This is a genomic window from Billgrantia zhangzhouensis, assembly GCF_021404465.1.
Classification (GTDB): Bacteria; Pseudomonadota; Gammaproteobacteria; order Pseudomonadales; family Halomonadaceae; genus Halomonas; species Halomonas zhangzhouensis.
Genome location: NZ_JABFTT010000010.1, coordinates 25,106 through 49,805, shown reverse-complemented (window position 1 = coordinate 49,805; position 24,700 = coordinate 25,106). Strand labels below are relative to the sequence as shown.

The 24,700-nt window shown below is 64.0% G+C and carries 28 protein-coding genes; 13 read left to right on the top strand and 15 right to left on the bottom strand.

Features of this window, described 5'->3' with window-relative positions:
* Positions 1-91: 91 nt before the first annotated feature.
* Positions 92-853 carry an SDR family oxidoreductase gene (locus HOP51_RS13725; RefSeq protein ID WP_234274469.1) on the bottom strand — a complete coding sequence of 254 codons (762 nt, stop codon included), beginning with the start codon at positions 851-853 and terminating at the stop codon, positions 92-94.
* A gap of 234 nt (positions 854-1,087) precedes the next feature.
* Between HOP51_RS13725 and HOP51_RS13720 the strand changes: the two genes are divergently transcribed.
* From HOP51_RS13720 to HOP51_RS13705, 4 genes are all read left to right on the top strand, one after another.
* Positions 1,088-1,600: an FxsA family protein gene (locus HOP51_RS13720; protein ID WP_234274468.1), complete on the top strand. Its 513-nt coding sequence runs from the start codon at positions 1,088-1,090 to the stop codon at positions 1,598-1,600.
* A 226-nt stretch (positions 1,601-1,826) separates the two neighbouring features.
* Complete coding sequence (locus HOP51_RS13715; protein WP_234274467.1) at positions 1,827-2,120, top strand: co-chaperone GroES; 294 nt, start codon at positions 1,827-1,829, stop codon at positions 2,118-2,120.
* 62 nt (positions 2,121-2,182) lie between these two features.
* Positions 2,183-3,826 (top strand): chaperonin GroEL, encoded by a 1,644-nt coding sequence (groL, locus tag HOP51_RS13710; RefSeq protein WP_197450687.1) that lies wholly within the window; start codon positions 2,183-2,185, stop codon positions 3,824-3,826.
* Positions 3,827-4,019: 193 nt separating this feature from the next.
* Positions 4,020-4,754, top strand: a complete 735-nt coding sequence (locus HOP51_RS13705) for an RNA methyltransferase (protein ID WP_234274466.1) — start codon at positions 4,020-4,022, stop codon at positions 4,752-4,754.
* A gap of 241 nt (positions 4,755-4,995) precedes the next feature.
* On the opposite strand, the gene HOP51_RS13700 is transcribed toward HOP51_RS13705, so the two are convergent.
* From HOP51_RS13700 to HOP51_RS13660, 9 genes are all read right to left on the bottom strand, one after another.
* A complete protein-coding gene (locus HOP51_RS13700; RefSeq protein WP_234274465.1) occupies positions 4,996-6,018 on the bottom strand; it encodes an Lnb N-terminal periplasmic domain-containing protein in 1,023 nt (340 codons plus the stop codon).
* Between the two features lie 91 nt (positions 6,019-6,109).
* Positions 6,110-7,078 carry a branched-chain amino acid transaminase gene (locus tag HOP51_RS13695; RefSeq protein WP_234274464.1) on the bottom strand — a complete coding sequence of 323 codons (969 nt, stop codon included), beginning with the start codon at positions 7,076-7,078 and terminating at the stop codon, positions 6,110-6,112.
* Positions 7,079-7,107: 29 nt separating this feature from the next.
* Positions 7,108-8,226, bottom strand: coding sequence for a class II histone deacetylase (locus HOP51_RS13690; protein ID WP_234274463.1), 1,119 nt, complete (start codon positions 8,224-8,226; stop codon positions 7,108-7,110).
* The gene (lhpI, locus tag HOP51_RS13685; protein WP_234274462.1) at positions 8,223-9,164 is read right to left on the bottom strand and encodes a bifunctional Delta(1)-pyrroline-2-carboxylate/Delta(1)-piperideine-2-carboxylate reductase; all 942 of its coding nucleotides are present in this window, start codon (positions 9,162-9,164) and stop codon (positions 8,223-8,225) included. The genes HOP51_RS13690 and lhpI overlap by 4 nt, the downstream gene beginning before the upstream one ends.
* Position 9,165: 1 nt before the next feature.
* Positions 9,166-9,522: a RidA family protein gene (locus HOP51_RS13680; protein ID WP_234274461.1), complete on the bottom strand. Its 357-nt coding sequence runs from the start codon at positions 9,520-9,522 to the stop codon at positions 9,166-9,168.
* A gap of 65 nt (positions 9,523-9,587) precedes the next feature.
* Positions 9,588-10,622, bottom strand: coding sequence for a histone deacetylase family protein (locus HOP51_RS13675; protein ID WP_234274460.1), 1,035 nt, complete (start codon positions 10,620-10,622; stop codon positions 9,588-9,590).
* 61 nt (positions 10,623-10,683) lie between these two features.
* A complete protein-coding gene (locus HOP51_RS13670) occupies positions 10,684-11,529 on the bottom strand; it encodes a helix-turn-helix domain-containing protein (RefSeq protein WP_234274459.1) in 846 nt (281 codons plus the stop codon).
* 75 nt (positions 11,530-11,604) lie between these two features.
* Complete coding sequence (locus HOP51_RS13665; RefSeq protein WP_234274458.1) at positions 11,605-11,883, bottom strand: hypothetical protein; 279 nt, start codon at positions 11,881-11,883, stop codon at positions 11,605-11,607.
* Between the two features lie 106 nt (positions 11,884-11,989).
* Positions 11,990-12,166, bottom strand: coding sequence for a YajG family lipoprotein (locus HOP51_RS13660; protein WP_234274457.1), 177 nt, complete (start codon positions 12,164-12,166; stop codon positions 11,990-11,992).
* A 164-nt stretch (positions 12,167-12,330) separates the two neighbouring features.
* On the opposite strand from HOP51_RS13660, the gene HOP51_RS13655 reads away from it, so the two are divergent.
* Together HOP51_RS13655 and HOP51_RS20920 are read left to right on the top strand one after the other, a co-directional pair.
* Positions 12,331-13,539, top strand: a complete 1,209-nt coding sequence (locus HOP51_RS13655; protein ID WP_234274456.1) for an MFS transporter — start codon at positions 12,331-12,333, stop codon at positions 13,537-13,539.
* A complete protein-coding gene (locus HOP51_RS20920; RefSeq protein ID WP_267957751.1) occupies positions 13,536-13,661 on the top strand; it encodes a hypothetical protein in 126 nt (41 codons plus the stop codon). Before HOP51_RS13655 ends, HOP51_RS20920 begins: the two co-directional genes overlap by 4 nt.
* Positions 13,662-13,673: 12 nt before the next feature.
* Here the strand turns inward: HOP51_RS20920 and HOP51_RS13650 are convergent, their stop codons facing one another.
* Positions 13,674-14,621, bottom strand: coding sequence for a LysR substrate-binding domain-containing protein (locus HOP51_RS13650; RefSeq protein WP_234274455.1), 948 nt, complete (start codon positions 14,619-14,621; stop codon positions 13,674-13,676).
* A 128-nt stretch (positions 14,622-14,749) separates the two neighbouring features.
* On the opposite strand from HOP51_RS13650, the gene HOP51_RS13645 reads away from it, so the two are divergent.
* The 5 genes from HOP51_RS13645 to HOP51_RS13625 all read left to right on the top strand — a co-directional run bounded on the left by HOP51_RS13645 (position 14,750) and on the right by HOP51_RS13625 (position 18,667).
* Positions 14,750-15,619 carry a pirin family protein gene (locus HOP51_RS13645; RefSeq protein WP_234274454.1) on the top strand — a complete coding sequence of 290 codons (870 nt, stop codon included), beginning with the start codon at positions 14,750-14,752 and terminating at the stop codon, positions 15,617-15,619.
* Between the two features lie 73 nt (positions 15,620-15,692).
* Entirely contained in the window at positions 15,693-16,325 is a 633-nt protein-coding gene (ycaC, locus tag HOP51_RS13640) for an isochorismate family cysteine hydrolase YcaC (protein ID WP_234274453.1), read from the top strand.
* Between the two features lie 65 nt (positions 16,326-16,390).
* On the top strand, positions 16,391-16,966 hold the full coding sequence (locus HOP51_RS13635; protein ID WP_234274452.1) for an antibiotic biosynthesis monooxygenase: 576 nt from the start codon (positions 16,391-16,393) through the stop codon (positions 16,964-16,966).
* Between the two features lie 102 nt (positions 16,967-17,068).
* A complete protein-coding gene (locus HOP51_RS13630) occupies positions 17,069-18,010 on the top strand; it encodes a pirin family protein (protein ID WP_234274451.1) in 942 nt (313 codons plus the stop codon).
* Positions 18,011-18,058: 48 nt separating this feature from the next.
* Positions 18,059-18,667: an NADPH-dependent FMN reductase gene (locus HOP51_RS13625; protein WP_234274450.1), complete on the top strand. Its 609-nt coding sequence runs from the start codon at positions 18,059-18,061 to the stop codon at positions 18,665-18,667.
* A gap of 104 nt (positions 18,668-18,771) precedes the next feature.
* Here the strand turns inward: HOP51_RS13625 and HOP51_RS13620 are convergent, their stop codons facing one another.
* A complete protein-coding gene (locus HOP51_RS13620) occupies positions 18,772-18,948 on the bottom strand; it encodes a hypothetical protein (RefSeq protein ID WP_234274449.1) in 177 nt (58 codons plus the stop codon).
* A gap of 185 nt (positions 18,949-19,133) precedes the next feature.
* On the opposite strand from HOP51_RS13620, the gene HOP51_RS13615 reads away from it, so the two are divergent.
* Together HOP51_RS13615 and HOP51_RS13610 are read left to right on the top strand one after the other, a co-directional pair.
* Positions 19,134-20,228: a patatin-like phospholipase family protein gene (locus HOP51_RS13615; RefSeq protein ID WP_234274448.1), complete on the top strand. Its 1,095-nt coding sequence runs from the start codon at positions 19,134-19,136 to the stop codon at positions 20,226-20,228.
* The gene (locus tag HOP51_RS13610; RefSeq protein WP_234274447.1) at positions 20,225-21,670 is read left to right on the top strand and encodes a GntP family permease; all 1,446 of its coding nucleotides are present in this window, start codon (positions 20,225-20,227) and stop codon (positions 21,668-21,670) included. Before HOP51_RS13615 ends, HOP51_RS13610 begins: the two co-directional genes overlap by 4 nt.
* Positions 21,671-21,715: 45 nt before the next feature.
* On the opposite strand, the gene yddG is transcribed toward HOP51_RS13610, so the two are convergent.
* The 3 genes from yddG to corA are packed head-to-tail and all read right to left on the bottom strand — an operon-like array spanning position 21,716 to position 24,520.
* On the bottom strand, positions 21,716-22,612 hold the full coding sequence (gene yddG / locus HOP51_RS13605) for an aromatic amino acid exporter YddG (RefSeq protein ID WP_234274446.1): 897 nt from the start codon (positions 22,610-22,612) through the stop codon (positions 21,716-21,718).
* A gap of 41 nt (positions 22,613-22,653) precedes the next feature.
* Positions 22,654-23,412, bottom strand: a complete 759-nt coding sequence (locus HOP51_RS13600; RefSeq protein ID WP_234274445.1) for an AraC family transcriptional regulator — start codon at positions 23,410-23,412, stop codon at positions 22,654-22,656.
* A 22-nt stretch (positions 23,413-23,434) separates the two neighbouring features.
* Positions 23,435-24,520, bottom strand: coding sequence for a magnesium/cobalt transporter CorA (gene corA, locus HOP51_RS13595; RefSeq protein ID WP_234274444.1), 1,086 nt, complete (start codon positions 24,518-24,520; stop codon positions 23,435-23,437).
* Between the last annotated feature and the right edge of the window lie 180 nt (positions 24,521-24,700).

Below are 24,700 nucleotides of genomic sequence, written 5' to 3'. Positions count from 1 at the left end.
ATCCAGGCACAACACAACGAGGCCGGCATTTCGCCGGCCTCGTTGTCATTGGCATGGCAGGGGTTCTCTATTGCTGGAACCTGTCTCCTGTCTACAGGCGCAGCCCACCGTCACATTCGATCACGCGGCCAGTGAAATAATCGTTCTCGAAGATGAAGGCCACGCTCTGGGCAATGTGGTCCGGATTGCCCAAGCGCTTGAGCGGCACGCCCGCCGCCAGTTTCTCGAGCATGTCCTCACGCATCGAAGCGGTCATGTCGGTTTCGATGAAGCCCGGCGCCACCGCCCCCACACGGATCCCATAGCGCGCCAGTTCCTTGGCCCAGGTCGTGGTAAGCGCGACCACCGCCGCCTTGGCGGCTGCGTAGTTGCTCTGCCCCATGTTGCCGGCGCGGGAGATGCTCGATATATTGACGATGACGCCACCCTGATTGGCCTCGACCATCTGGCTGGCCGCCTCACGCCCGCACAGGAAGACCCCGGTGAGGTTGACGTCGATGACCGACTGCCACTGTTCGAGCGACATGGTCTTCTCCACCTTGCCCTCCTTGGCCTTCACCAGCAGGGCATCGCGCAGGATGCCGGCGTTGTTGACCAGGCCGGCAACCGGCCCAAGCGACGCGGCCACGTCGCCAAAGGCCTGCTTCACGGATGTTTCATTCGCCACGTTGAGCCGGAACGCGCCTGCCTCGATGCCTTCCGCATGCAGCGTGGAGACAGCCTTGTCCAACGCATCGGTATCCAGGTCCATCAGTGCCAGCGTGGCACCCTGGCGACCCAAGCGACGCGCCATGGCAAAACCAAGGCCGCGGGCTCCGCCGGTAATGGCTATTACGCTCTTGTCCAGTTTCATTCGCTGTCCCCAATAGAGTGATAATCGGAAGATGCGGGCCCGGATACCGCCAGCCTCTTCTCCATCGGCCTCGTCCCTCGTTTGTTCAGCACACGTCTCAATCGACTTTAGCGCCGGAGACGATTTTTGTGCAGCGCAGCACAAGCGTATCACGAATCTCTATCGGAGTGGCCTGCCGCTTGAATTTCCCCTTCTCGCCCCCATGATGAACGAACCGTCTTTTCCGGAGCCGTCATGCCGTTACTGTTCTTCATCTCGCTTTTCACCCTGCTCGACTTCATCGTGCTCTTTTCCATTGGCGGCCAAATCGGTCTCCTGCCCACCCTGGTCATGGTACTCACTACCGGGTTCATAGGGCTCTACCTGATCCGCCAGGAAGGCACCGCCACGCTGGCTCGCGCTCGACAGCGCATGGCGCAGGGCGAACTCCCCTCGAGTGAATTGCTGACCGGCGCGGCACTGATCTTCGGCGGCGCCCTGATGCTCGCTCCCGGCTTCCTTTCCGATGCGCTCGGCCTGCTGTGTGTCGTGCCTGGTGCACGTCGGCTGCTGGCTCGTCTTTTGGCACTGGCGAATCTTCGCCTGCTTGGTATGGCCTACCGGGGCCCCTCTCGGGAGAGGCACCAAGGCAACGACTGGAACCAGGAAGAATCTTACGCACGGGAGGGCTCCGAAGGCCAGCGCACCAGCGAACACGGGGAACCGCTGGAAGGCGATTTCATCGGTCGTGACGAACCGCGCCGGTAGCCGACCGCTGACGTCTGCGCTGCGCGGTGAAATTTTTTTACTGCTGGCCCTTGAAAGGGTTTTGCCTGGCCCCATTTCACGGTCAGCACCAGGCTGTGGTGCCGAGCAACGCTCGGCGCCTTTGACCAGGAAGGCGTCCTCGCCTCCACCTTCCGGGCCAACCGGAAGGCAATGATGAAACCGCCATGCTCGCATGGCACCACTGACCATCAGGAGAACGTGAGCAATGAACATCCGTCCCTTGCACGATCGCGTCGTCGTCCGTCGCGTTGAAGAAGAGCAGAAAACCGCTGGCGGCATCGTGCTTCCGGGCAACGCCCAGGAAAAGCCGACTCGTGGCGAAATCCTCGCCGTCGGTAACGGTCGGATTCTCGACAACGGTGATGTGCGCCCCTTGGACGTCAAGGTCGGCGATACCGTGATCTTCAAAGAAGGCTTTGGCGTCGAGAAGCAGAAGATCGATGGCGAGGAAGTCCTGATCATGAGCGAGTCCGATATTCTCGCCGTGGTCGAAGGCTAAGCACGCCGCGAATTTACTCCGTTCCCATAAGACGTTCACGAACTCACAGGAAGTAACGAAAAATGGCAGCGAAACAAGTCAAATTCTCCGATGACGCCCGCAAGCGCATGGCCCGTGGTGTTGACGTTCTGGCCAACGCCGTGAAAGCCACCCTGGGTCCCAAGGGCCGCAACGTGGTGCTGGAGAAATCCTTCGGCGCCCCGACCGTCACCAAGGACGGCGTCTCCGTGGCCAAGGAGATCGAACTGAAGGACAAGTTCGAGAACATGGGCGCCCAGATGGTCAAGGAAGTCGCTTCCAAGACTTCCGACGTCGCCGGTGACGGCACCACCACCGCCACCGTGCTGGCCCAGTCCATCGTTACCGAGGGCATGAAAGGTGTGACCGCCGGCATGAACCCGATGGACCTGAAGCGCGGCATCGACCAGGCCGTCATCGCTGCGGTCAAGGAAATCGAAGCCTTGGCCGTACCCTGCACCGACTCCAAGGCCATCGCTCAGGTCGGCACCATCTCCGCCAACGGCGACAAGCGCATCGGTGAAATCATCGCCGAAGCCATGGAGAAGGTCGGCAAGGAAGGCGTCATCACCGTCGACGAAGGCCGTGGCTTCGAGGACGAACTGGAAGTCGTCGAAGGCATGCAGTTCGACCGCGGCTACCTGTCGCCCTACTTCGTGACCAACCAGGACACCATGGCGGTCGAGCTCGAAGACCCCTACCTGCTGCTGGTCGACAAGAAGATCTCCAACATTCGCGAACTGCTGCCGGTGCTGGAAGCCGTCGCCAAGTCCGGCAAGCCGCTGGCGATCATCGCCGAGGACATCGAGGGCGAGGCCCTGGCCACCCTGGTGGTCAACAACATGCGCGGCATCGTCAAGGTCGCAGCCGCCAAGGCGCCTGGCTTCGGCGACCGTCGCAAGGCCATGCTGCAGGATATCGCCATCCTGACCAACGGCACCGTGATCTCCGAGGAAGTAGGTCTGACCCTGGAGCAGGCCAACCTGGATCACCTGGGCAGCGCCAAGCGCATCACCATGTCCAAGGAGAACACCACCATCATCGACGGCGCCGGTAACGAAGGCGACATCGAGGCCCGCGTCAACCAGATCCGCGCCCAGATCGAAGAGACCTCTTCCGACTACGACCGCGAGAAGCTGCAGGAGCGCGTCGCCAAGCTGGCTGGCGGTGTTGCCGTCATCCGCGTCGGTGCTGCCACCGAAGTCGAGATGAAGGAGAAGAAGGCCCGCGTCGAAGACGCCCTGCACTCCACTCGCGCCGCAGTCGAGGAAGGCGTGGTGCCTGGTGGCGGTACCGCCCTGGTGCGCGTGCTGACCAAGATCAAGGACCTCAAGGGCGAGAACGAGGACCAGACCCACGGTATCGCCATCGCGCTGCGCGCCATGGAGTCCCCGCTGCGTCAGATCGTGACCAACGCCGGTCAGGAAGCCTCCGTGATCCTCAACGAGGTGAAGGCTGGCCAGGGCAACTTCGGCTACAACGCCCAGACTGGCGAGTTCGGCGACCTGTTCGAGATGGGTGTGCTGGATCCGGCCAAGGTGACCCGTACTGCGCTGCAGTCCGCCGGTTCCGTGGCAGGCCTCATGATCACCACCGAGTGCATGATCGCCGACGATCCGGAAGAGAAGGAAGGCGGCCCGGACATGGGCGGCATGGGTGGAATGGGTGGCATGGGCGGCATGATGTAAGCCGACCCTGACCAACTCCAGGCACCCGCCTGACTCAACCCCTGCCGGGAAACCGGCAGGGGTTTTGTTTGGCCGGAGGGTACCTTACCTTGCGATTTCCGCACCCTGCGGCTTACGCTTCCTGCTGCCGCCCGTAGCCCGTAGCCCGTAGCCCAAAGTACCTACCCACCGTTTTCCGGCACAGAACGTCCAGATGCTATCGAACATACGTATCGTCCTCGTCCAGACCTATCACCCCGGCAACATCGGCGCCTCGGCACGGGCCATGAAGACCATGGGCCTGACCGACCTGGTGCTGGTCAACCCACGCTGTTATCCCGATAGCGAGGCCTCGCGCCTGGCCGCCGGTGCCGAGGACGTGGTCGACGGTGCCCGAGTGGTGACCTCGCTGGAAGAAGCGGTAGCCGACTGCGTGCAGGTAGTGGGGGCCAGCGCCCGGCTGCGCAGCCTGCCCCTGCCCCACTTCGATGAACCCGAGGCAATGGCCCGTGAACTTGTCTCCCGTGCGACAGACGATCCGGTGGCCTTGGTGTTCGGTCGCGAGCGCTTCGGGCTGACCAATGACGAGATTCGCTGTTGCAGCCATCAGGTCAGCATCCCGGCCAATCCCGATTACGGCATCCTCAACCTCTCCCAAGCGGTTCAGGTACTCGCCTACGAAACGTTCAAGGCTTGGCGCCTGCGTCCCGAAAGCGAGTTTCGCCACTCGCGGCCGGCTGAGGAGCGCCAGCCGACCCGAGAGCAGCTCGACCACTTCCACACTCACCTGAGCCGGGTGATGCAAGCCAGCGGTTTCCTGACCCAGCCCCACGCGCGCACCGAGGCCCAGCTGCAAGCGTTGTTCGCCCGGGCTCAACCCAATCGCAAGGAGCTGTCGCTGCTGCGGGGCCTGCTTCGCTCGCTGGAAGAATCCGCCACGGGCGACTAGGCTTCGATATGCCTTTATCGACCTTTTATCACCGCGCCGTCACGGCGATGTCACTTGTCGATGAGATAAAGGCTCATGCCCCGGCAGGGGGAAAGACAAGGGATACTGTCGAGCTGCGACACGGATGCGACCGGGCAGGAAGCCGGTGCAGGAAAGTCGGCATGATGGACCATGCCCAGGGAGACATGCGCCACGAGGCCTCATGCCCGTGGCGCTCTTTGTTTGTGGCTAGCGGTTCGGACTAGCTGTTTCGGGCTAGTTGCCGTTCCTCGGGAGGCGCCCAGCCCGGCACGCTCCGGCGAATAAGCCGGGAGTATGCGGGGTCACGATGCACCTGGCACGCCTGCTCGTCGATTCGCCCGCTCGCCTCCAGTTCAGGTAGCGTATACCCGGGCCACAGCCCACCGACCTTGAACGCATATCCCGGCAACCTGTCAGTCACCAGCAGACGGTAGTCCAGCGGTAGGCGGGCTCCGATTTCCCGCGCCATGGCGAAGATCAGCGTGGTGCAGTTGGCGATAATGGTATTGTAGAAACGCGGGGATTCGGCCAGCGCATTCGCCTCCTCGACATAAGCGAGCAACAGCGAACGCATGGCATTACGCGACATGGTCAAGCGGAACAGTGAAACCCGTTCACCGCGGACCTTGGCGCGCAGGCCCACCGCGTCGCGCTCGTCAGCCGCCACGATGGCAAGCTCGTATTGGCGGAAGAAACCACCAATCTCGGAGAAGCGCTCGCCCTTCAGGCGTCTTACCTCTACCGAGAAAATCACGAACTGCTCCCCCTCGAAGCCGAACGAGATCATCACATGGGCGACCCCGGGGCGGCCCCAACTGGAAACGACCATGTCGACCGAGTCCAGGCGGTCCAGATCGTAGCTGCGCGCTTCCCAATGCACCACGCCCTCGTCGCGAGTACGCCAGTCGAAGTTGCGAACGTGATGCAGCGTCAGCTGGTTGTCCTGAACCTCACCGGTAGCCAGGTAGGCCACGTCATCGGACCAAGGCCGATCGTGGGTGGGCCGCAAACGAAACCACCAGATCAGGAGTGCGCTCATCAGCAACAGTTGAGCGGCGTTCGCCAGCCACTCCCCGCGCAAACCCAATAGCAACAGCCCCAGGGCAAGAGTTCCCCAACAGGCCACGGCCAGACGTCGTTTGTCCCGCGCCCATGGCAAGCGAAACCACAGTGCGGCAGCTCCCCACGCCATGGACAACGCCAGCAACACACTAAACGAGAACCCTACGATTGTCTGAGCCATTTCATCCCACTATCTCCGAGGTGCGGCCATATTAGCAGCTATGCAAGGCGATGCGCGTCTCGGAGCGGCGGGTCCCGATCAGACAAACGGCTTAGGCCGGCGTCAGCCATGGCGCGAACGCATGCAGCCCGCCATCCAGCTCGGCGCGAGTGACCCTCCGATATAACCCCTGTAGCTGGGCCGTGATCGAATCCTCGGCGATCGGCTGTCCCGGAAGGGGCGCGCCGGCGCGCGCACCGACATGCCTTCCATCGAGCTCCCGCAGCGGCAGGATCTCAGCGGCAGTGCCGGTGACGAAGGCTTCATCAGCGGTATACAACTCGTCGCGAGTGACACGCCGTTCCCTCACCTCGATGCCCAGTACATCGCGTGCCAGTTGCATCACGCTGTCGCGAGTGATGCCCTGCAGGCAGGAGGTAACCTCCGGCGTATGCAGCACACCGTCGCGCAGCAGGAAGACGTTCGCCGCGGATGCCTCGGCCACGTAGCCCTCGGGATCGAGCATGATCGTCTCGTCGAAGCCCGCCTTCACGGCAGTGTTGAGCGCCAGCATGGAGTTGACATAGTGGCCGTTGGTCTTGGCCCGGCACAGGCTGATGTTGACGTGGTGGCGTGCCCAGGAAGAGGTCAGCGCCCGCAGGCCGAGCGAAGCCGCCTCCGCCGAGATGTAGTCGCCAAGGTTCCAGGCCGCGATCATCACGTGCACGGAAAGATCCTTGGCCCGCAGCCCAAGCCCTTCGGCGCCAAAGAACACGGTGGGCTTGAGATAGGCGTTACGCAGCTCGTTGCGTACCAGGCACTGCCGCTGGGCCTCGATCAGTTCCGCTTCGTCGAAGGCAACCGGTATGTCCAGCGCATGGGCACTGTCGAGCAGGCGCCGGGTATGCTCGGCAACGCGAAACAGGTGCGTGCCCTGCTCTCCGGCATAGGCGCGCACTCCCTCGAAGCAGCCCATGCCGTAGTGCAGGGTGTGGGTCAGCAGGTGGGTCTGGGCCTCGCGCCATGGCAGCCACTCGCCGTCCAGCCACAGCCAGCCATCTCGTTCATGAAGCGGGGTCATGTCGTCCTCGTCGGTTCAGGGTGCGTGTTTCATAGCGGAGCAATGCGCAGCCACTGGTCACGCCAGCCATCGATCAGGACACGCTGGTGAGGTTGCAGCGATTGGTAGGCCCAGGCGGCGATCTCATCGTTCTGGGGGTCGGGCACCTGGGTGCGACTGCCGGCCAGCTGCTGAATCACCGCATGGCCGCACATCGGCACGTAGCCCTCGGAGTAGCCGCCCTCGTGGATCATGACCAGCTTGCCGTCGCTGATGCGCTCGGCCAGGGCCTTGAGCTGCTGGGTCATGGCAGCGAAGGCCGAGCTGTTGAGCATCATCTTGCCCAGTGGGTCCTTGCCGCAGGCGTCATAGCCGCAGGCCACCACGATGAGGTCGGGGGCGAAGCCGCCGATGGCGGGCAGCACCAGCTCCTGCATGGCGTAGCGATAGGCGCCGATGCCGCTGCCGGGAGGCATCGGCAGGTTGAGATTGGCACCATGCCCCGCCCCTTCGCCCAACTCCTCGAAGAAACCGCTGTCCAGCGGATAATTACCTGCCTGGTGAATCGACACGGTCAGCACGTCGGGGTCGTCGTAGAAGGCGTCCTGCTGGCCGTTGCCGTGGTGCACGTCCCAGTCGAGAATCGCTATACGCCGGGCATGACCCAGCGCCCGGGCTCGCATCACCGCTACCGGAACGTTGCCGAGCAGGCAGAAACCGCGCCCGCGATCGGCTTCGGCATGGTGACCCGGCGGCCGGCACAGGGCGTAGGCGTTGGGCAGCTCACCGCTGGCCACCGCCTCCACCGCGGCGATTGCCAGACCCGCCGATTGTTTCGCCGCCGCCAGGCTGCCCGGCGTGTAGGGTGCGCATTCACCGGCATCGCCGCCCCGGGTCAGGTCTCCCTCCTCGAGTTCGTCCAGGTAGCGCCCGGTATGAAACCGTGCCAGATCCTCGCGGCTTGCCGGCAGAGCCTTGCGCACATCGAGTTCGTCGATCAGGCCCGACACCTCAAGCAGGTTCTTCAGCCGGCGCTTGCTCTCAGGGCTTTCCGAGGCAGGCTGGGGCTGCAGAAACTCGCCAGGCGCTGAGAACACGCCGATGGCGCCAGGATCATGCCAAAAGCAGCGCTCGTGCCAGAAAAAGCCTGTTCGACGCGTCTCCTTCATGCAGGCTTCTCCAACTGTTCCCAAACCTCGATGGCCGCCGCTAGATCTTCCAGCGAAGCGCCGACCGACTTGAATACGGTGATGGCAGCGTTCGAACTGCGCCCGGGCTTCTCGCCACGCAGCAGCTCCGCCAGGTCAGCGGCAATGTTGCCGAAAGCGAACGCGCCCTCATCGATCGCCTGGAGAATGTCGCCCGCCTCGCCCCGGGCTCCGGCATAGGTATCGACGAATACCTCGCCACGGCACAGGCACTCGGCGTCGGTTTCACGCATGCTGGGACGAAACGCGCCGATCAAATCGAGATGGGTGCCGGGCGCGAGCCACTCCCCGCGTATCAGCGGTTCGCTAGCGAGCGTCACGCAACTGATCAGGTCGGCTTCACGGGCGGCCGTTTCCAGGGTCTCGGCCACCGCGCAATCGAACCTGTCGGCATACTCGGCAGCCAATCGCCTCGCCTTCTCGGGATGGCGGCCCCAGATCTTCACACGCTTGATAGGACGCACCGAGGCATGGGCCTCGATCACCATGGGGGCCAGCTTGCCGGTGCCCACCACCAGCAGGGTCTCGGCATCTTCCCTGGCCAGCTCACGGGCCGCCAGGGCCGAGGCCGCCGCAGTGCGACGACGGGTCAGTTCACTGCCTTCGAGGCAGGCCAACGGGCGGCCGTGGGCTCCCTCGCTGAGAAAATAGACGCCGGCGATGGCCGGCAGGCCATGATCGGCATTCTGCGGAAAGACATTGACCATTTTCACGCCAATGTAGCCGGCCCGTTCCCAGGCCGGCATCAACAACATGGTGGCTTCGCCATCCGGCCGATGCATGGCGTGATGATGGCGCGGCGGCGACTCGACCCCTTCGCTGAAGGTCAGTGCCAGTCGCTCGATCAGTGCCTTCCAGGGCAGCGCGGCGGCTACCTCATCGGCGGTGACGACGCGCATGTCAGGCCTCCGGCAGCGCCGCGATCACCATGATCTCGACCTTCCATTCGGGTTTGGCCAGCTTGGCCTCGAGGGCGGCGCGCACCGGCGGGCGGCCCGGCACCACCCAGGCTTCCCAGGCCGCGTTCATCTGGTCGAACTCCGCCATGTCGGTGACCCACACCTGAGCCGAAATCAGGTGCTCCTTGGAGCTACCGGCCTCGGCCAGCAGCTCGTCGATACGTGCCAGGACCTGCTCGGTCTGGCCACGCATGTCGGCGCTGGCATCGCTCGGTACCTGGCCGGCCAGATAGACGGTTCCGTTGTGCACGGCGATCTGGCTCATGCGGGCATTGCTGTGATGGTACTGAATGGTCATGTCGTCTCTCTCGATGGAGGTGAATGGGATGGAACAGCGAATACTTGCACGTCCGCGGCCTCACGTCAGCCGCCGCTGAAACCATTCATGAAGGCGGCCAGATTGTCACCCAGGCGTTCGGTTGGGTAGCCCCCCTCCTGAACCAACACGACGGGCCGGGCCAACCGGCTCAGGCGCCGGCCAACCGATTCGAAATCCGCGGTTTCGAGCGTCATGCCGGCCAGCGGATCGTCGCGATGGGCGTCCAGTCCCAGCGCGATTACCACCGCCTCGGGACGAAACGCTTCCATGCGGGCGATCAACACCTCCAGCACCTCGAGGAAGGCGACGCCATCGCTGCCCAATGGCAGCGGCAGGTTGACGTTGGCGCCCAGCCCTTCACCCATGCCCTCCTCGTTGGCACCGCCCCAGAAGAAGGGATAGAAATCGGCCGGGTCGACATGCATCGAGCCGGTCCAGACATCGCCCCGATAGTAGAAGATGTCCTGAGTACCGTTACCGTGGTGAAGGTCGATGTCGAGTATCGCGACCCGTGAGAAGTGCTCGCGCAGCACGGTCGCCGCCAGCGCCGAGTTGTTGAGAAAGCAGAAGCCGCCCGCCCGGTCCGGCCCAGCATGGTGGCCCGGCGGCCGGCACAGCGCATAGGTGGTGCTATGTCCGCCGATCAGCGCCTCGGCCGCCGCCTGGGCCGTGGCCGCACTGGCCAGTATGCCGCGGAAACTGTCGGCGCCGATGGGACACGCCATGTCGTGCAGGTGCCAACCCGCCTGACCCACCGGATGACGCGGGTAGTGGTTCCCACCGCCACATGGGTGCACGTTGGGCATCACCAGTTCGGAGGCTCCCGGCATTTCGCGCCAGCGGGCGTGGATGGTCTCGAGAAAATTCAGGTAGCGTGGGGTATGGATCCGGGCCAGACGGCTGCGCAGCCGCGGGCTATCGACATCGTCGGGTTCATGCAGGGCAAGGCCTGCTGCTGCCAAGCCCTTGGCCAGCAGTTCGGCACGCACCGGCCCCTCGGGGGACGAGGTGAGCTGGCCACGAACCAGGAAAGAGGCAGGAGCGTGAGCCTCCTGGTCAGGATGGTAGAAAAGTTTCATCTCGGTTCCTTGGCGAGGCGACGCTGACGTACTAAGCCAGACAAGGCAATGACGCTTACCGTCAGACTAGAACGTGCGAAGGGGCAATGCTTGCCCGCAACTCATGAAGACTTGCCCCAGACTCGGCAGCTGCCTCGGCATGGCGACGCTCCTGAGAGGGAGTGCCATCGAAATGACGGCGGTAGGCTCGGCTGAAGCTACCCTGGTCGCGGAAGCCGACCAGGGCCGCAATATGCCCCAGGCTAAGATCGCTATGTCGGACCAGGGTACGGGCGTGTTCCAGACGGCGTTGCTGCACGTAAGCCAGCGGCGTGATCCCCATCAGCTCGCGAAACAGCGCATGGAAGTGACCTGGGCTGAGTGCACACAGCGCCGCCAACCGCTCGACCCGGATCTCTTCGGCAAGGTGCCGGTCAATCCAGGCATCGAGGCGACCGATATCGATCCGTTCCTGGGATCGTCGCCGGGAAGCCAGCACAGGAGTGGATGCCTCGCCCTCAAGATGCAGGTAGATTGCCCGCAGCAGCAGTGCCGCGATCTCACTATGAAGCGCCGGGAACTGCTCCAACTGAGCCATCAGGGCGGTGGCCAACTGGCTGAGACGAGCGGGTACGGTGAAGAAACGTGGGCGTTCGAACAGGCGCTGCAGGCCCTCGCCATCACACATCTCCGTCACCGCAGCCAACGGCACATCGAGCACCAGCGTACGATTGCGGCCATCCCCTTCGTATTCGTGATGAAAGGAGCAGGGAATCAGGCAGCCACGCCCACCGGTAACGCGATCACCGAGGCCCGCCACCTCCAGTTCGGTGCTGCCACAGGTCGCCAGAATCAACTGATGGTGCGCGTGTTCATGAGCGATGTGCTCCCGCCCCAGGTTGCAGGCACGCAGGTCGAGTAGAGACATGACGTTTCTTGGGGTCCGCTCGGTCAGGGACCCTCTACACTACCCTGACCAGCGGCGACGTGAAACCGGGGGGCGTCAACAACGCCCCTTCATGGCTTGCCCAGGCGGGCAGAAGCGACCGCGCCGATCATGGTAGCGCCGGTCGTAATGGCGCCGACCATCATAGTGGTAATGGCGCTCGACGTAGCGATCCCGGTACCGGTAGCGGTGCTTGTCGTCGTGATAATGACGGTGACCGCCATCGACCACAACCAATGGCTCTGGGGTGATCCGGGCCGGCGAGTAGCTGCAGCCGGCCAAAGTCAGCATGGCGGGCAGAAAAGCCAGGGTGAGCAAGCGCAGGGACGTTTTCATGGCAATGTACCTCTCTGGGCAAGAACTCCTCACGTCCCTTCGGTTCCCGTTCGAAGTCGTTATGGGTACAACTGGTCAGTCTGGTGTGTCCTTGGGGTGCACTGACTCAGCAGCGGCCCTTCTTCGCCTGCCCCGGCGGGCAGAAGCTTCCGCCATGGCCGCCACGACCATCATCGATGACGACCAGCGGCTCGGACTTGATACGTGCCGGTTGGTAGCTGCAACCCGCCACCAGCATGGCGGCAAGGACGAGAAGGAAAGGAGTCAACAGGCGCCGTGGCATGGGACATCTCCATAGTTGTCAAACACCGTTCATAATAGCGAATCACGCAGCCTTTACACATGTGGCACAGCGACTACAGCCAAGTCGCCGATTGGCGACATTGCCAGCGTATCGAGAAAGCGCGATAGTGCCGTATTCATTAGTCTGCAAACAGGCCCGCCACCATGGATGCCCTTCGTCGTCACTCGCTTCTGCTGATCCTGCTCGGCAGTCTGGTCATCTCGCTGGCCATGGGACTTCGTCACGGCTTTGGCCTGTTCCTCGAGCCGATGAGCAGCGAGCTGGGCTGGGGCCGCGAGGTCTTTGCCTTTGCCCTGGCGCTGCAGAACTTGATCTGGGGGTTCGCCCAGCCCTTCACCGGAGCTCTGGCCGATCGCTTCGGTGCGGCCCGGGTGGTTGCCATCGGCGGCATTCTCTATGCCCTCGGCCTGCTGTTCATGGGGGTTTCCGAGTCGGCGCTGGGCATGTCGCTCTCCGCCGGGCTGCTGATCGGCCTGGGGCTATCGGGCACCACCTTTTCGGTGATCCTGGGCGCCGTAGGCCGCGCCGTGGCGCCCGAGAAACGCAGCATGGCGATGGGTATCGTCAGTGCGGCGGGATCGTTCGGCCAGTTCGCCATGCTACCGGGCACCCTGGGCCTGCTCGGCTGGCTAGGCTGGTCGGCCGCGCTGCTGGCGATGGGTGCCCTGGCGGCGATGATGGTGCCGCTCGGCGCCATGCTGAAGGACCGCCCCTCAGCCCGCCAGGCCAGCGATCTCTCGCTGCGCAGTGCGCTGGACGAGGCCGCCGGACACCGCGGCTTCTGGCTGCTGTGCCTGGGCTTCTTCGTGTGCGGCTTCCAGGTAGTGTTCATCGGCGTGCACTTGCCCGGCTACCTGTTCGACAACGGCCTGGCCGTGCACGTCGGCAGTACGGTGCTGGCCCTGGTGGGCCTGTTCAACATCTTCGGCACCTACGCCGCCGGCTGGCTGGGTGGGCTCTATTCCAAGCCGCGCCTGCTCAGTTGGCTCTATCTCGCCCGCGGCGCAGTGATAGCGACTTTCGTCTTCCTGCCGCTGAGCCCCGCCAGCGCCTACCTGTTCGGCATCGCCATCGGTCTGCTGTGGCTCTCCACGGTACCGCTGACCAACGGCATCGTGGCCGCGGTGTTCGGCGTACGCCACCTCTCCATGCTCGGCGGCATCGTCTTTCTGTTCCATCAGGTCGGCTCGTTCACTGGCGTGTGGCTCGGCGGCATGCTCTACGACCTCCACGGCGACTATGATGTGGTATGGAAACTCGCCATTCTGCTTTCAGTAGCGGCGGCGCTGCTGCACTGGTTCATCAGCGAGGCACCGATCAAGCGCCCCGCCCCACGGGAGGCTCAGGCATGATGCATTACCCATTGGTGAAACTTGCCGCCCTGATCGTCCTGGCCGGCGCCCTGGCCTTGGTGTGGTGGGGCTGGCAAACCGCCGATGCCTCTCTACTGTTGCTTGGCACGCGGTTGTGCTGAGCGAGCGCAGCGTCATACCTCTTCTTCATTCGTCTCCACGGCCAGGGCGGTTTGGCTGGTAAAATCGATCTCGGCAATGTTCTCGGCCAGGAAGTCGAGCAATGCCCGCACCGCAGGTAGCACGCCGCGACGCGACGGAAAGACGGCATGCAGAATCCCTCCCCGCGGTTCCCAGCCGGGCAGCACGTCGATGAGACGCCCCGCCTTCAGGTCTTGCCCTGCCACCAGCAGCGCCAACTTGACCATACCCAGGCCCGCAAGCGCAGCTTGATGCAGCGTCTCGGCATTGTCGGTGACCAGCCGTGGTTGGTGACGAATCCGGGCGGTCGCGCCATCCAGTCCATCAAGCACCCAAAGGTGCTGCCTGTCGATCTGGTAGAAATCCAGGCTGGGCAATCCCGCCAGGTCACCCGGCGCCTGCGGCCTCTGCCGCTTCTCGAATAGCATTGGCGCTGCCACCAGACGCTGGGGGCTGCGCGCCAGCACCTTCATCGAGAGATCACTGTCCTCGAGCGGCGGGAAGCGCACGCGGATGGCCATGTCGAAGCCTTCCCTGATCACGTCCACCCTGCGGCTGGTGGCCTCTACCTGCACCTCCACATCGGGGCACTGCGCCATGAAGCGCACCAGCAGCGGGGTAATCAGGTAGTGCAGCAGGCTCGGCGGGCAGCTCAACCGCACCGTGCCTCTTGGCTGAGCGAGATTGCGCTTGATCAGCTCCTCGGCCGATTCAGCCTCTACCAGCATCGCCGCACAGTGGCGGTAATAGGCCTGGCCCAGCTCGGTAACCGACAGATGGCGCGTCGAGCGATGTATCAGCCGCGTGCCCAACCGCTCCTCCAGCTTGGCGATACGCCGGCTCAGCTTGGACTTGGGAATGCCCAGGGCGCGTCCGGCCGGGGCGAAACCGCCATGATCCACTACCTGCACGAAGTAGTAGAGATCGTTGAGATCCTGCATGGCTTATCACTCTCCCATCGTTCTACTCATGGAACGCTGAGTGTGGATTATAGCCTCTACCAGCAAGAGCGTTGCTTTTCTAGGCTTGCTGTATCGGGCAGAAGCCCAATCCATGCAGGAGCCAGACCATGAAGAAGATTCTCGGTATCTATGGTGCCCCACGCGGCCACTGGGTCGGCGACGGCTTCCCCGTCCGCTCCCTGTTCTCTTATGACCGTCTGGGTGCCGATCACCTCAGCCCCTTCCTGCTGCTCGACCATGCCGGCCCCCACGACTTCGCCCCGGCAAGCCGTCCCCGCGGCGTCGGTGCACACCCACACCGTGGCTTCGAGACCGTGACCCTGGTCTACAAGGGCGAGCTGGAACATCGCGACTCCACCGGCAGCGGCGGGCGTATCGGCGAAGGAGACGTCCAATGGATGACCGCCGGGGCGGGAATCGTCCACGAGGAGTTTCATTCCGGCAACTTCACGCAGCAGGGCGGCACCCTGGAAATGGTGCAGCTGTGGGTCAATCTGCCGGCCGAGCACAAATCGGCGCCGGCGGCCTACCAGACGCTGCTCGATGCCGATATCCCGCGGGTCGCGCTTCCGCAGCGAGCTGGGGAGCTGCGGGTGATTGCCGGTGAGTATCGCGGGCATCGAGGCCCGGCTCACACCTTCACTCCAATCGAGGTCTGGGACCTGCGGCTGGCTCCGGGCACCGAAACCACCCTGGCAGTTCCCGAAGGACACACCACACTGCTGGTGGTGCTCGAAGGAACCGTGCAGGTCAACGGCGAGGCTGTCGTCCGTGAAGAAGCCGTGGTGGCCTTCCAGCGCCAGGGCAACGAGATACGTCTTGAAGCCAACAATGACGCCAAGCTGCTGCTGCTCGCCGGGGCGCCCCTGGGCGAGCCGGTGGTGGGCTACGGCCCCTTCGTGATGAACAGCGAGGCGGAGATTCACCAGGCCTTTGCCGATTTCCAGGCCGGCAAGTTCGGCCGCCTGGAGGGCTAGCGGCCCTGCCGCAGCCAACCGCGCCCGGTCTCGCTGCCGGGCGCTTCACCCGAGAAAGCCAAGGAGAAACGAGATGTCCTATACCTACAACCGCCTGAACAAGGACGATGTCGCCCTGCTGATGGTCGACCATCAGTCCGGCCTGCTCTCGCTGGTGCGCGACTTCAGCCCCGACGACTTCAAGAACAACGTGCTGGCCCTGGCCGACATCGCCAAGTTCTTCGAGATCCCCACCATCCTCACCACCAGCTTCGAAGACGGCCCCAATGGACCGATGGTGCCCGAACTCAAGGCAGCCTTCCCCGATGCGCCCTACTTCGCCCGCCCCGGTCAGATCAACGCCTGGGACAACGAGGAGTTCGTGGCGGCGGTCAAGGCCACCGGCAAGAAGCAACTGCTGATCGCTGGAGTAGTGACGGAGGTGTGCGTCGCCTTCCCGGCGCTCTCGGCGCTGGAGGAAGGTTTCGAAGTGTTCGTGGTCACCGATGCCTCCGGCACCTTCAATCAGACTACCCGTGAAGCGGCCTGGGATCGCATGTCACAGGCCGGCGCCCAGTTGATGACCTGGTTCGGTGTCGGCTGCGAGCTGCACCGCGATTGGCGCAACGACATCGAAGGCTTCGGCGGCCTGCTGGCCAACCACCTGCCCGCCTACGCCAACCTGATCCAGAGCTACGAGCAGCAGAGCCTGGCGCACAAGCGCTGAGGCCCCAGGGCCCGGCACTGGCCGGGTCCTCTCCTACTCACCACCCGACCGCAGAAGAGGCCCATATGTCCAACCCCTCACCGGATCCCTCGGCTCACTGCGAGGGGACAACCATCCAGATCCACCACCGGATCAGGCCCGAGGCGATGGTTCGCTACGAAACCTGGCTACGCCAGATCATTGAGGCGGCAGGCCGCTTTCCCGGCCATCAGGGAGTGCATATCCTGCGTCCTCCCGAAGGTCATCATGACTACGAAATCGCTGTGCGCTTCGCCAGCGACGCCGACGCCCGGCGTTGGCGGGAGTCCCCCGAGCGCCGCGAGCTGATGGGAACCATCCAGCCCGACCTGCAACAGGCCGAGCGGGTGGAGATCGTCAGCGGCATCGACTACTGGTTCACCCCGCCGACACCCGCCAGCAAGCAGCCGACTCGCTGGAAACAGTGGCTGGTAACCACGGCGGTGATCTGGCCCCTGACCATGATCGTGCCGCTGCTGTGGCTGCCACTCTTTGGCCTGATACCGGCGCTGGACACTTGGGGTATCCGTCATGGCCTGGTCGCCGCCACCATCGTAGGCCTGGTGGTCTACGTCATCATGCCCCGAGTGGTGAAACTGGTAGCGCCCTGGCTGTTCCGTTGAAGCATGGCCAATCCCGACGGGCAGGCAATGCCGCAAGCGAGAGCCTATGCTGAAACAAGCCTGACCGCCCATCCCACTTCGCGCTGCCTGGAAAAAACGACAATGAGCAACCTCGTCAACGAAGCCGATCTCTCCTCCTCCCTGGACTGCCCCATCGTCGATGGCAAGCGCCAAGTGCAGCATGTCGCACCGCGCACTGCCGATGTCGGCGGCATTCCCGTCAACCGTGTGCTGCCCTCACGCCATCGACGGCTGGTAGGTGCCTGGTGCTTCCTCGATCACGCCGGCCCGGCGGTATTCAAGGGCGACTCGCGAGGCCTGCGCGTCGGCCCCCATCCGCACATCGGCCTGCAGACCTTCACCTGGATGATCGAGGGGGAAGTGCTGCATCGTGACAGTCTGGGCAACGAGCAGGTAATTCGCCCCGGCCAGGTCAACCTGATGACAGCCGGTCGCGGGATCAGTCATACCGAGGAGTCGGTACCCGGTGAGTCACACCTGCATGCCGCCCAGCTATGGATCGCCCTGCCCGAAGCCCATCGTCGCACCGACCCGCGCTTCGACCACTATCCGACACTGCCGCAGTGGCGCGAAGGCGACGTCGAGATGACCCTGCTGACCGGCGAGTTCGGCGGCCAGCGGGCACCAACGCTGGCTTTCTCGCCACTGGTGGGCCTGGACCTGGCGGCGGCCTCTGGCGGCTCTCTGGAACTGCCGCTGCGCGAAGATTTCGAATACGGCCTGCTGCCGCTGGAAGGCGAACTCATCATCGAAGGCGAACGCTTCGCCACCAACGAGTTGGCCTATCTGGGCCGTGGGCGACGCCAGATCGACCTCGAGCTTTCGGCAGGCGGACGCGCGATCCTCGTCGGCGGCGAGCCTCTGGGCGAGGAAATCCTGATCTGGTGGAACTTCGTCGGTCACAGCAAGGCCGAGATCATCGAGGCCCAGCGCGATTGGGAAGCCGGCAGCGAACGCTTCGGCAGCATCCCCCAGTTCGACGGCAAGCGTCTGGAGCCACCACCCCTACCCTGGCGGGAATGACATCCCCGAGAAGCACCGACGACAACCGGCAAGAGGAACGTTTCGCCCATGACGACTCCCAACCCTCCGCGCATCCTGGTCTTCGCCGGCAGCGCCAGAGAGAAATCCTTCAATAAGCGCCTTGCCCGCCTGGCCGCCGAACGGGTCGAGCATGTCGGCGGCCAGGCGACCTTCATCGACCTGCGTGACTATCCCCTGCCGCTCTACGATGGCGATCTGGAAAACCGCGAGGGTCTGCCCGCCAATGCCCACCGTCTCCAGGCGCTGCTGGACGAGCATCAGGGCTTGCTGTTGGCCTCGCCGGAATACAATGGCTTCATCACGCCACTGATGAAGAATACGCTCGACTGGATGTCGCGCTCGGATGGCGAGCGCAGCGGCTTGGCCCTGTTCGCCGACCAGGTGGCGGCGGTGGTCTCCGCTTCACCGGGCGCGCTGGGCGGCATGCGCAGCCTGGCGCTGATTCGCCAACTGCTCGGCAATCTCGGTGTGACCGTGCTCCCTGGCCCGCTGGCCGTACCGCATGCCGCCCAGGCCTTCAACGAGAGCGACGAGCTGGTGGACGAAAGCCAGCGCGAGCGCCTGGACGCGCTTTGCCAGCGGCTGGTCAATACCCTGGCCAAACTGCACGCTGCCAATAGCCCAAGCGACTCATGAACCCGGCCACGCCGACAATCACGGCGCAAGGCAAAGCGCCCATACCAAACGGCATGGACGCCTTGCCTGGTACCGGCGCCCCGCTTGCAACGAGGCTTAGGCAGTTAATAGAACTTGAAAAGCTTGCGCAGGGAGCGCTTGCCCTTGGCCGCCTTGGTGAGACGCGGGCTGTCCCAGATGGTCAGAAAGCGCTCGGTAGTCGGCGTGGCCGGGGTTACGGCGGCCTCGCGGCGGGTAGCCAGCGGAAGATCCCAAATGGTAGGGAAACGCAGTGTGGTCATGGCTCGTTACGGCTCCCAGGAACCGCCTCCGGAGTATTTATGGAAACGTTTTTCACATTATCCACCTTCTTAGACTTTAGTTCAAGTTATCTCGCGACGGGAGGTCCCGCCCGATGTTCCCGGGCAGGCGAGGCTCGCATGAGCCTCCTACACTGCAACGCAACATAGACGACACTGGAGTTGACATGCCCAAGGAAGAATGCAAGCACATCGACCTCGCGCTTCAGGGCGGCGGCTCTCACGGCGCACTGACCTGGGGCGTACTCGATCGTCTACTGGAAGAAGAACGGCTGGAGATTGACGGCGTCAGCGGTACCAGTGCCGGGGCGATGAATGCAGTGGTGCTGGCCGATGGCCTGCACCGCGGTGGCCGCGAAGGCGCGCGCGAGGCACTTCACCACTTCTGGCGCGGGGTGAGCGATGCGGCGCGCTTCTCGCCCATCCAACCCACGCCCTGGGACTGGCTGACGGGCACCGGCAACCTCGACTACTCGCCCAGCTACCTGATGTTCGAGAGCCTGACCCAGCTCGTCGCACCGGCCAAGCTCAATCCCCTGGGCTTCAATCCGCTGCGCGACCTGGTATGCGAACTGGTCGACTTCGAGCGGGTCAATGCATGCCGCAGGACCCAGGTGTACGTCACCGCTACCAACGTGCGCACCGGGCGGGCCAAGATCTTTCACCAGCCGGAGATCACGGTCGACACGGTGATGGCCTCAGCCTGCCTGCCGTTCATGTTCCCTGCCGTGATGATCGACGGCGAGGCCTACTGGGACGGCGGCTACAGCGGCAACCCGGCGCTGTTTCCACTGGTCGACAACCTCGACTGCCAGGACTTGGTGGTGGTCCAGGTCAATCCGCTGGTGCGCAACCGGTTGCCGGACAGCGCCCGCGACATCGTCAATCGCATCAACGAGATCACCTTCAACTCCAGCTTGATCAAGGAACTGCGCAGCATCCAGCTGCTGCAACAGTTGATCGACGCCGAAGGCCTCGAGGTGGAGCGCTACCGATCCATGCGCCTGCACTTGATCCACGCCGAGCAGGAAGTGGAACAGCTCTCCGCCTCCAGCAAGCTCAACGCCCAGTGGGATTTCGTCTCGCGGCTGTATCGCCAGGGCCGCGGCTGGGCCGAGCTGTGGCTCGAACAAAACTTCGAGGCCATCGGCAAGCACTCCACCTTCGACCTCAATGCCGTGTTCGGCGACGGTTTCCGCCCGGTCTCCACCGCTGAGAAGCGCCGCGACACAAGAGCACATCGCAATGAGAGCAAGACATGACCGGTATTCTGGCCATCGTCATTGCGCTTGTCCTGCTGATGTATCTGGCCTATCGCGGCCTGAGCCTGCTGATCCTGGCCCCGGCGCTAGCCGCCCTGGTGGCACTGGTCTCAGCCGACACGCCGCTGCTAGCCAGCTACACTCAGGTGTTCATGGGCGCGGCGGGCAATTTCATCGTCAGCTTCTTCCCGCTGTTCCTGCTGGGGGCGATCTTCGGCAAGCTGATGGAAGATTCGGGCAGCGCCGAGGTACTGGCCGGAGCTATCGTCGAGCGCCTCGGCGAGGGCCGAGCCATCCTGGCCGTGGTGATCTCCTGCGCGGTGATGACCTACGGTGGCGTGTCGCTGTTCGTAGTGGCCTTCGCCGTGTTCCCCATCGCCGCGGCACTGTTTCGCAAGGCCAACCTGCCCAAGCGGTTGATCCCGGGCACCATCGCCCTGGGCGCCTTTACCTTCACCATGACCGCCCTTCCCGGCACGCCGGCGATCCAGAACGCCATCCCGATGCCCTTCTTCGGTACCTCGCCGTTCGCCGCACCTGGGCTCGGCATCATGACCGGACTGATCATGCTGGGCCTCGGCCAGGCCTGGCTTTCCTGCCGCGCCAAACAGGCCCGCGCGGCCGGTGAAGGCTACGGCGAAGAGGAGAGCGAAGCGGTTCCTCATGACCATTTACGCGAGCGCGCCGCCGGTGAAGGCTTCGATCTGGCCGAGGTCGATCCGCAGCCGCGCCGCGGGCTACCTTCGCTGCCCCTGGCGCTGCTGCCCATCGTGCTGGTGATCGCGCTGAATCTGCTGTTCACGACGGTGATCATCCCGGCCATGGACACCGGCTATCTGTCGGATCCGGTCTATGGCGCCACCAGCATCGAGTCGGTACGCGGCGTGTGGTCGGTGATTGCCGCCCTGGTACTCTCGATCCTGGTGCTGATCGCGCTGAACTGGCCGCGTCTGCAACACTTGACCGCCTCGCTGGACAGCGGCGCCAACGCCTCGCTGCTGCCGATCTTCAACACCGCAAGCCTAGTCGGCTTCGGTTCGGTGATTGCGTCACTCGCCGCGTTCGATGCTATCAGCGCCTGGGTAACCACCGCCGGCGGCGACAATCCGCTGATCTCGTTGGCCATCGCGGTGAATCTGCTCGCCGGCATGACCGGCTCCGCCTCCGGCGGCATGAGCATCGCCCTGGCCACCCTGGGCGACACCTACCTGGCCATGGGCCAGGCGGCAGGCATCTCGCCCGACCTGCTGCACCGGGTCACTGCGGTGGCCACCGGCGGGCTGGATGCCCTACCACACAACGGCGCGGTGATCACCCTGCTCTCGATTTGCGGCCTGACGCACCGCCAGGCCTACCTGGACATCGCCGCGGTGGCCGTGGTGGGGCCGATCATCTCGCTCATCCTGCTGATCGTGGTGGGATCGCTGGTGGGCTCATTTTAACGGCTCTTGCCTGACGACTCGTTCCAGCAACCCCATGCGCCCGTCTCAGGCGGAGCGCACGGGGATTTCTTGCTTCTTGCGGCGTACCAGCGCGCCGCTACCAATCAGCATGCCCAGGGTGATCACGCCTGCTGCCAGAGCCAGCAGCGGCGTGGCTTCGGCGTAGCCAGCCACGATCAGCACCAGGGTCGAGAGCAACGGCGTGGCGTAGGCCAGCAGACCAAGCAGGTGCAGGTCGCCGTGCTTGACGCCGATGTCCCAGGTGAAGAAGGCACTGCCCACCGGCCCAAGGCCCAGCCCGACCACACCCAGCCACTCGATGCCCTGGGGCCAGCGCGTTGTCTCGAACAATCCGTGACAGGCGAAGGCCAACAGTGCCGTCACCAGGCAGAAGCCGCCAACGGCACTGGTTGGCACCGCCTTCTTGGCCCGCGACAGTACGGAGTAGCCGCTCCATACCAGGGCGCAGGCGAAGGCCGCGCCATAGCCCAGCGCGTTACCTCCGCCGCCCAGGTCACCACCGATCAGCAGCGCTGCCCCGGCAAAGCCCAGCAGCCCGCCCACCACATGCCTGGCCAGCAGGCGCTCCCCCGGCAGCAAGCCGACGAACAGCACGATCAACAATGGCCAGAGATAGCTGATCAGTCCGGCGTTGGCCGGCGGTGCGTTCTGCTGGGCGACGAAATAGAGCGCGTGATAACCGAACAGCCCACCCACCCCCAGTGCCCATACCGAAGGAGCCTGGCGCAACGGCGCCGTGAGCGGCTCACGACGCCACAGACTCCAGGCAAGAAAGCACAGGAAGGCAATGCCGAACGCCAGCCCGGTGAGCAGGAACGGCGGCACCGGCCCCGAGAGCTGCGTCAGGGTGGCGAGCAGCGCCCAGTTGAGAATGGTAGTGGCCCCGATGGCCGTGGCCTGACGTCGGGAGAGCGTTAACATGCGGCAGCCTCGTCAACAATGTCGAGGCCTCAGCATGCCCTTCACGTGACGCGGTCGCTTGTCGAATCCTGACCTCTGGACGCAGCGTCCTTCACCAGCGCCAGCCGGCGCCACTCACTGGGAGACACCTCATGCCGCTGGCGGAAGGTCTTCGAAAAGTGAGCGCTGTCGGCGAAGCCGCAGGCCTGGGCTACTTCGGTGAGCGAAGCGTTGTCGACTCGCAGCAGCTCGCGGGCCAGTGCCAAACGCTCGCACACCAGCCACTCGTGGGGCGATTGGCCGGTCAGCGCGCGAAACTGGCGCGCGAAAACGGCCTCGGCCAAGTGGCAACGCCTGGCCATCTCGCCTACGCGCCAGGAATGCGCCAGGTCGGCGCGCATGGCGGGCAGCAGCTCGAGCAGCTTCAACCGTGGCGGCGCCAAGCGTCGGCCACCGGCGGCGAGCACTTGCTGCAGCCAGCCGGCCAGCATCTGGCCCGAGCCGCAAAACCCCTTCCCTTGCACCGCCAGCCTCTCCGGCAAACGCCGCGCCTGACTCAGTATCAATTCTTCGAAGGCCAATGCCTCACACCACGCCTCGGGCAAGTCGAGCACCAGCACGCAGTTGTCTCCCGGCGCCAGGTAGTGGTGCACGTCACCACTGGCCACCGGGGCCAACACGCCGCGCGTCACGTGAGTGAGCCGCCCTGCCGACTCGAGCTCCAGCGCACCATCGAGCCCCAGCAGCAATTGGTGAAACCCGTGGCGGTCGGTCAATTCGCGATCGGGGTAGCTTCGCGTCTCGACGAGCGGGCTATCCAAGGTGGCAAGCTCCATGTTCGGCCTAGAACCAGCGCTTGCGCTTGAACCAGACCACCATACCGATGGCCACTGCGATCATCACGCTCCATACCATGGGATAGCCCCAGTACCAGCCGAGCTCGGGCATGGCGAAGGGGCTGGCGGGGTTATCGAAGTTCATGCCATATACGCCGACGATAAAGGTCAGCGGCATGAACACGGTGGCGATGATGGTCAGGGTGCGCATGCTCTCATTGAGCCGATGGCTCATGCTGGAAAGATAGACGTCGAGCAGGCTCGCCGTCATGTCGCGATAGCTTTCCACCAAGTCAATGACCTGTACGGTATGGTCGTAGATGTCGCGCATCCAGAGCCGCGTATCGGGCGTGAAGAGATCGTCGTGATCGCGCAGCAGTTGGTTGATCACCTCGCGGGTGGGCCAGAGATAGCGGCGCAACATGATCAGCTCACGCTTCAGGCCATGCAAGTGCTCCAACGTTGAGCTGTCGGGATGGTTGAGGATCTCGACCTCCATCTCCTCGATGCGCTCACCTACGCTGTCGAGCACCGGGAAGGCGTGGTCGACCGCGGCATCGAGCAGGCCATAGAGCAGGTCGTCGGGTTCGCCCAGGGCGCGTCCGCCGCGCTCCTTGAGCCGGCGCCGGAAAACGACGAACGGATCCAGCGCCCCACTCATGAAGCTGACGATGACGTTGCCGCCCATGAATAGCGTCAGTTGGTAGAGGTGAAGATCACCCTCTTCGTCCAGTTCGGGAATACCGAGGAAAACGACCAGCGACGTCTCGAAGCGCTCTACCTTGGGCCGCTGCCCGCCGTTGAGGATGTCCTCCTGGGCCAGCGGATGCAGCCCCACCCGGTCGCCTAGCCACTCCAGTTGCTCGGCCCTGGGCAACCCTTGGACATGCAGCCAGCACAGCTGCCCATCGGCGGTCGCCACAGGCATTTCCTCCACGGAGATTTCCTGCATCTCACTCCAGCGCCCCGCCTCCCGCCGGGCCAGCAAGAAGGTGGCAGGCCCTTGCTGTCGGGCTTGATCCGGCGACAGTTCGCGCAGAGTACCCGGTGCCGTACCGGCCGGATGGTAGTGCTTCTTGAACAGTCGGGTCATGAAGAGCGTCCTGGCAATTCGACCCGACAATACTGGCATGGCCCGCGTCAATGGCGAACCCCGAGCCTTGTTTCGACGCCGGACGTCCTCATGACATTTGCGCTAAGTGGTTTGGCCAACAGCGGAATTCGACTAAGCTGAACCCAGTCATTGATGGCAAACGGAAGCAAGCCCAAGGAG

Excerpts from the sequence above, each read along its gene's own strand:
- HOP51_RS13720 (WP_234274468.1), top strand. The coding sequence starts at position 1,088 with ATGCCGTTACTGTTCTTCATCTCGCTTTTCACCCTGCTCGACTTCATC.
- corA (WP_234274444.1), bottom strand. The coding sequence starts at position 24,520 with ATGACCCGACTGTTCAAGAAGCACTACCATCCGGCCGGTACGGCACCG.
- HOP51_RS13645 (WP_234274454.1), top strand. The coding sequence starts at position 14,750 with ATGAAGAAGATTCTCGGTATCTATGGTGCCCCACGCGGCCACTGGGTC.
- HOP51_RS13655 (WP_234274456.1), top strand. The coding sequence starts at position 12,331 with ATGGATGCCCTTCGTCGTCACTCGCTTCTGCTGATCCTGCTCGGCAGT.
- groL (WP_197450687.1), top strand. The coding sequence starts at position 2,183 with ATGGCAGCGAAACAAGTCAAATTCTCCGATGACGCCCGCAAGCGCATG.
- HOP51_RS13665 (WP_234274458.1), bottom strand. The coding sequence starts at position 11,883 with ATGAAAACGTCCCTGCGCTTGCTCACCCTGGCTTTTCTGCCCGCCATG.
- HOP51_RS13620 (WP_234274449.1), bottom strand. The coding sequence starts at position 18,948 with ATGACCACACTGCGTTTCCCTACCATTTGGGATCTTCCGCTGGCTACC.
- HOP51_RS13660 (WP_234274457.1), bottom strand. The coding sequence starts at position 12,166 with ATGCCACGGCGCCTGTTGACTCCTTTCCTTCTCGTCCTTGCCGCCATG.
- HOP51_RS13615 (WP_234274448.1), top strand. The coding sequence starts at position 19,134 with ATGCCCAAGGAAGAATGCAAGCACATCGACCTCGCGCTTCAGGGCGGC.
- ycaC (WP_234274453.1), top strand. The coding sequence starts at position 15,693 with ATGTCCTATACCTACAACCGCCTGAACAAGGACGATGTCGCCCTGCTG.
- lhpI (WP_234274462.1), bottom strand. The coding sequence starts at position 9,164 with ATGCGCGTCGTCACCGCCGATGAGGTAGCCGCCGCGCTGCCCTGGAAG.
- HOP51_RS13670 (WP_234274459.1), bottom strand. The coding sequence starts at position 11,529 with ATGTCTCTACTCGACCTGCGTGCCTGCAACCTGGGGCGGGAGCACATC.
- HOP51_RS13630 (WP_234274451.1), top strand. The coding sequence starts at position 17,069 with ATGAGCAACCTCGTCAACGAAGCCGATCTCTCCTCCTCCCTGGACTGC.
- HOP51_RS13700 (WP_234274465.1), bottom strand. The coding sequence starts at position 6,018 with ATGGCTCAGACAATCGTAGGGTTCTCGTTTAGTGTGTTGCTGGCGTTG.
- HOP51_RS13695 (WP_234274464.1), bottom strand. The coding sequence starts at position 7,078 with ATGACCCCGCTTCATGAACGAGATGGCTGGCTGTGGCTGGACGGCGAG.
- HOP51_RS13715 (WP_234274467.1), top strand. The coding sequence starts at position 1,827 with ATGAACATCCGTCCCTTGCACGATCGCGTCGTCGTCCGTCGCGTTGAA.
- HOP51_RS13705 (WP_234274466.1), top strand. The coding sequence starts at position 4,020 with ATGCTATCGAACATACGTATCGTCCTCGTCCAGACCTATCACCCCGGC.
- HOP51_RS13610 (WP_234274447.1), top strand. The coding sequence starts at position 20,225 with ATGACCGGTATTCTGGCCATCGTCATTGCGCTTGTCCTGCTGATGTAT.
- HOP51_RS13635 (WP_234274452.1), top strand. The coding sequence starts at position 16,391 with ATGTCCAACCCCTCACCGGATCCCTCGGCTCACTGCGAGGGGACAACC.
- HOP51_RS13680 (WP_234274461.1), bottom strand. The coding sequence starts at position 9,522 with ATGACCATTCAGTACCATCACAGCAATGCCCGCATGAGCCAGATCGCC.
- yddG (WP_234274446.1), bottom strand. The coding sequence starts at position 22,612 with ATGTTAACGCTCTCCCGACGTCAGGCCACGGCCATCGGGGCCACTACC.
- HOP51_RS13725 (WP_234274469.1), bottom strand. The coding sequence starts at position 853 with ATGAAACTGGACAAGAGCGTAATAGCCATTACCGGCGGAGCCCGCGGC.
- HOP51_RS13690 (WP_234274463.1), bottom strand. The coding sequence starts at position 8,226 with ATGAAGGAGACGCGTCGAACAGGCTTTTTCTGGCACGAGCGCTGCTTT.
- HOP51_RS13675 (WP_234274460.1), bottom strand. The coding sequence starts at position 10,622 with ATGAAACTTTTCTACCATCCTGACCAGGAGGCTCACGCTCCTGCCTCT.
- HOP51_RS13625 (WP_234274450.1), top strand. The coding sequence starts at position 18,059 with ATGACGACTCCCAACCCTCCGCGCATCCTGGTCTTCGCCGGCAGCGCC.
- HOP51_RS13650 (WP_234274455.1), bottom strand. The coding sequence starts at position 14,621 with ATGCAGGATCTCAACGATCTCTACTACTTCGTGCAGGTAGTGGATCAT.
- HOP51_RS20920 (WP_267957751.1), top strand. The coding sequence starts at position 13,536 with ATGATGCATTACCCATTGGTGAAACTTGCCGCCCTGATCGTCCTGGCC.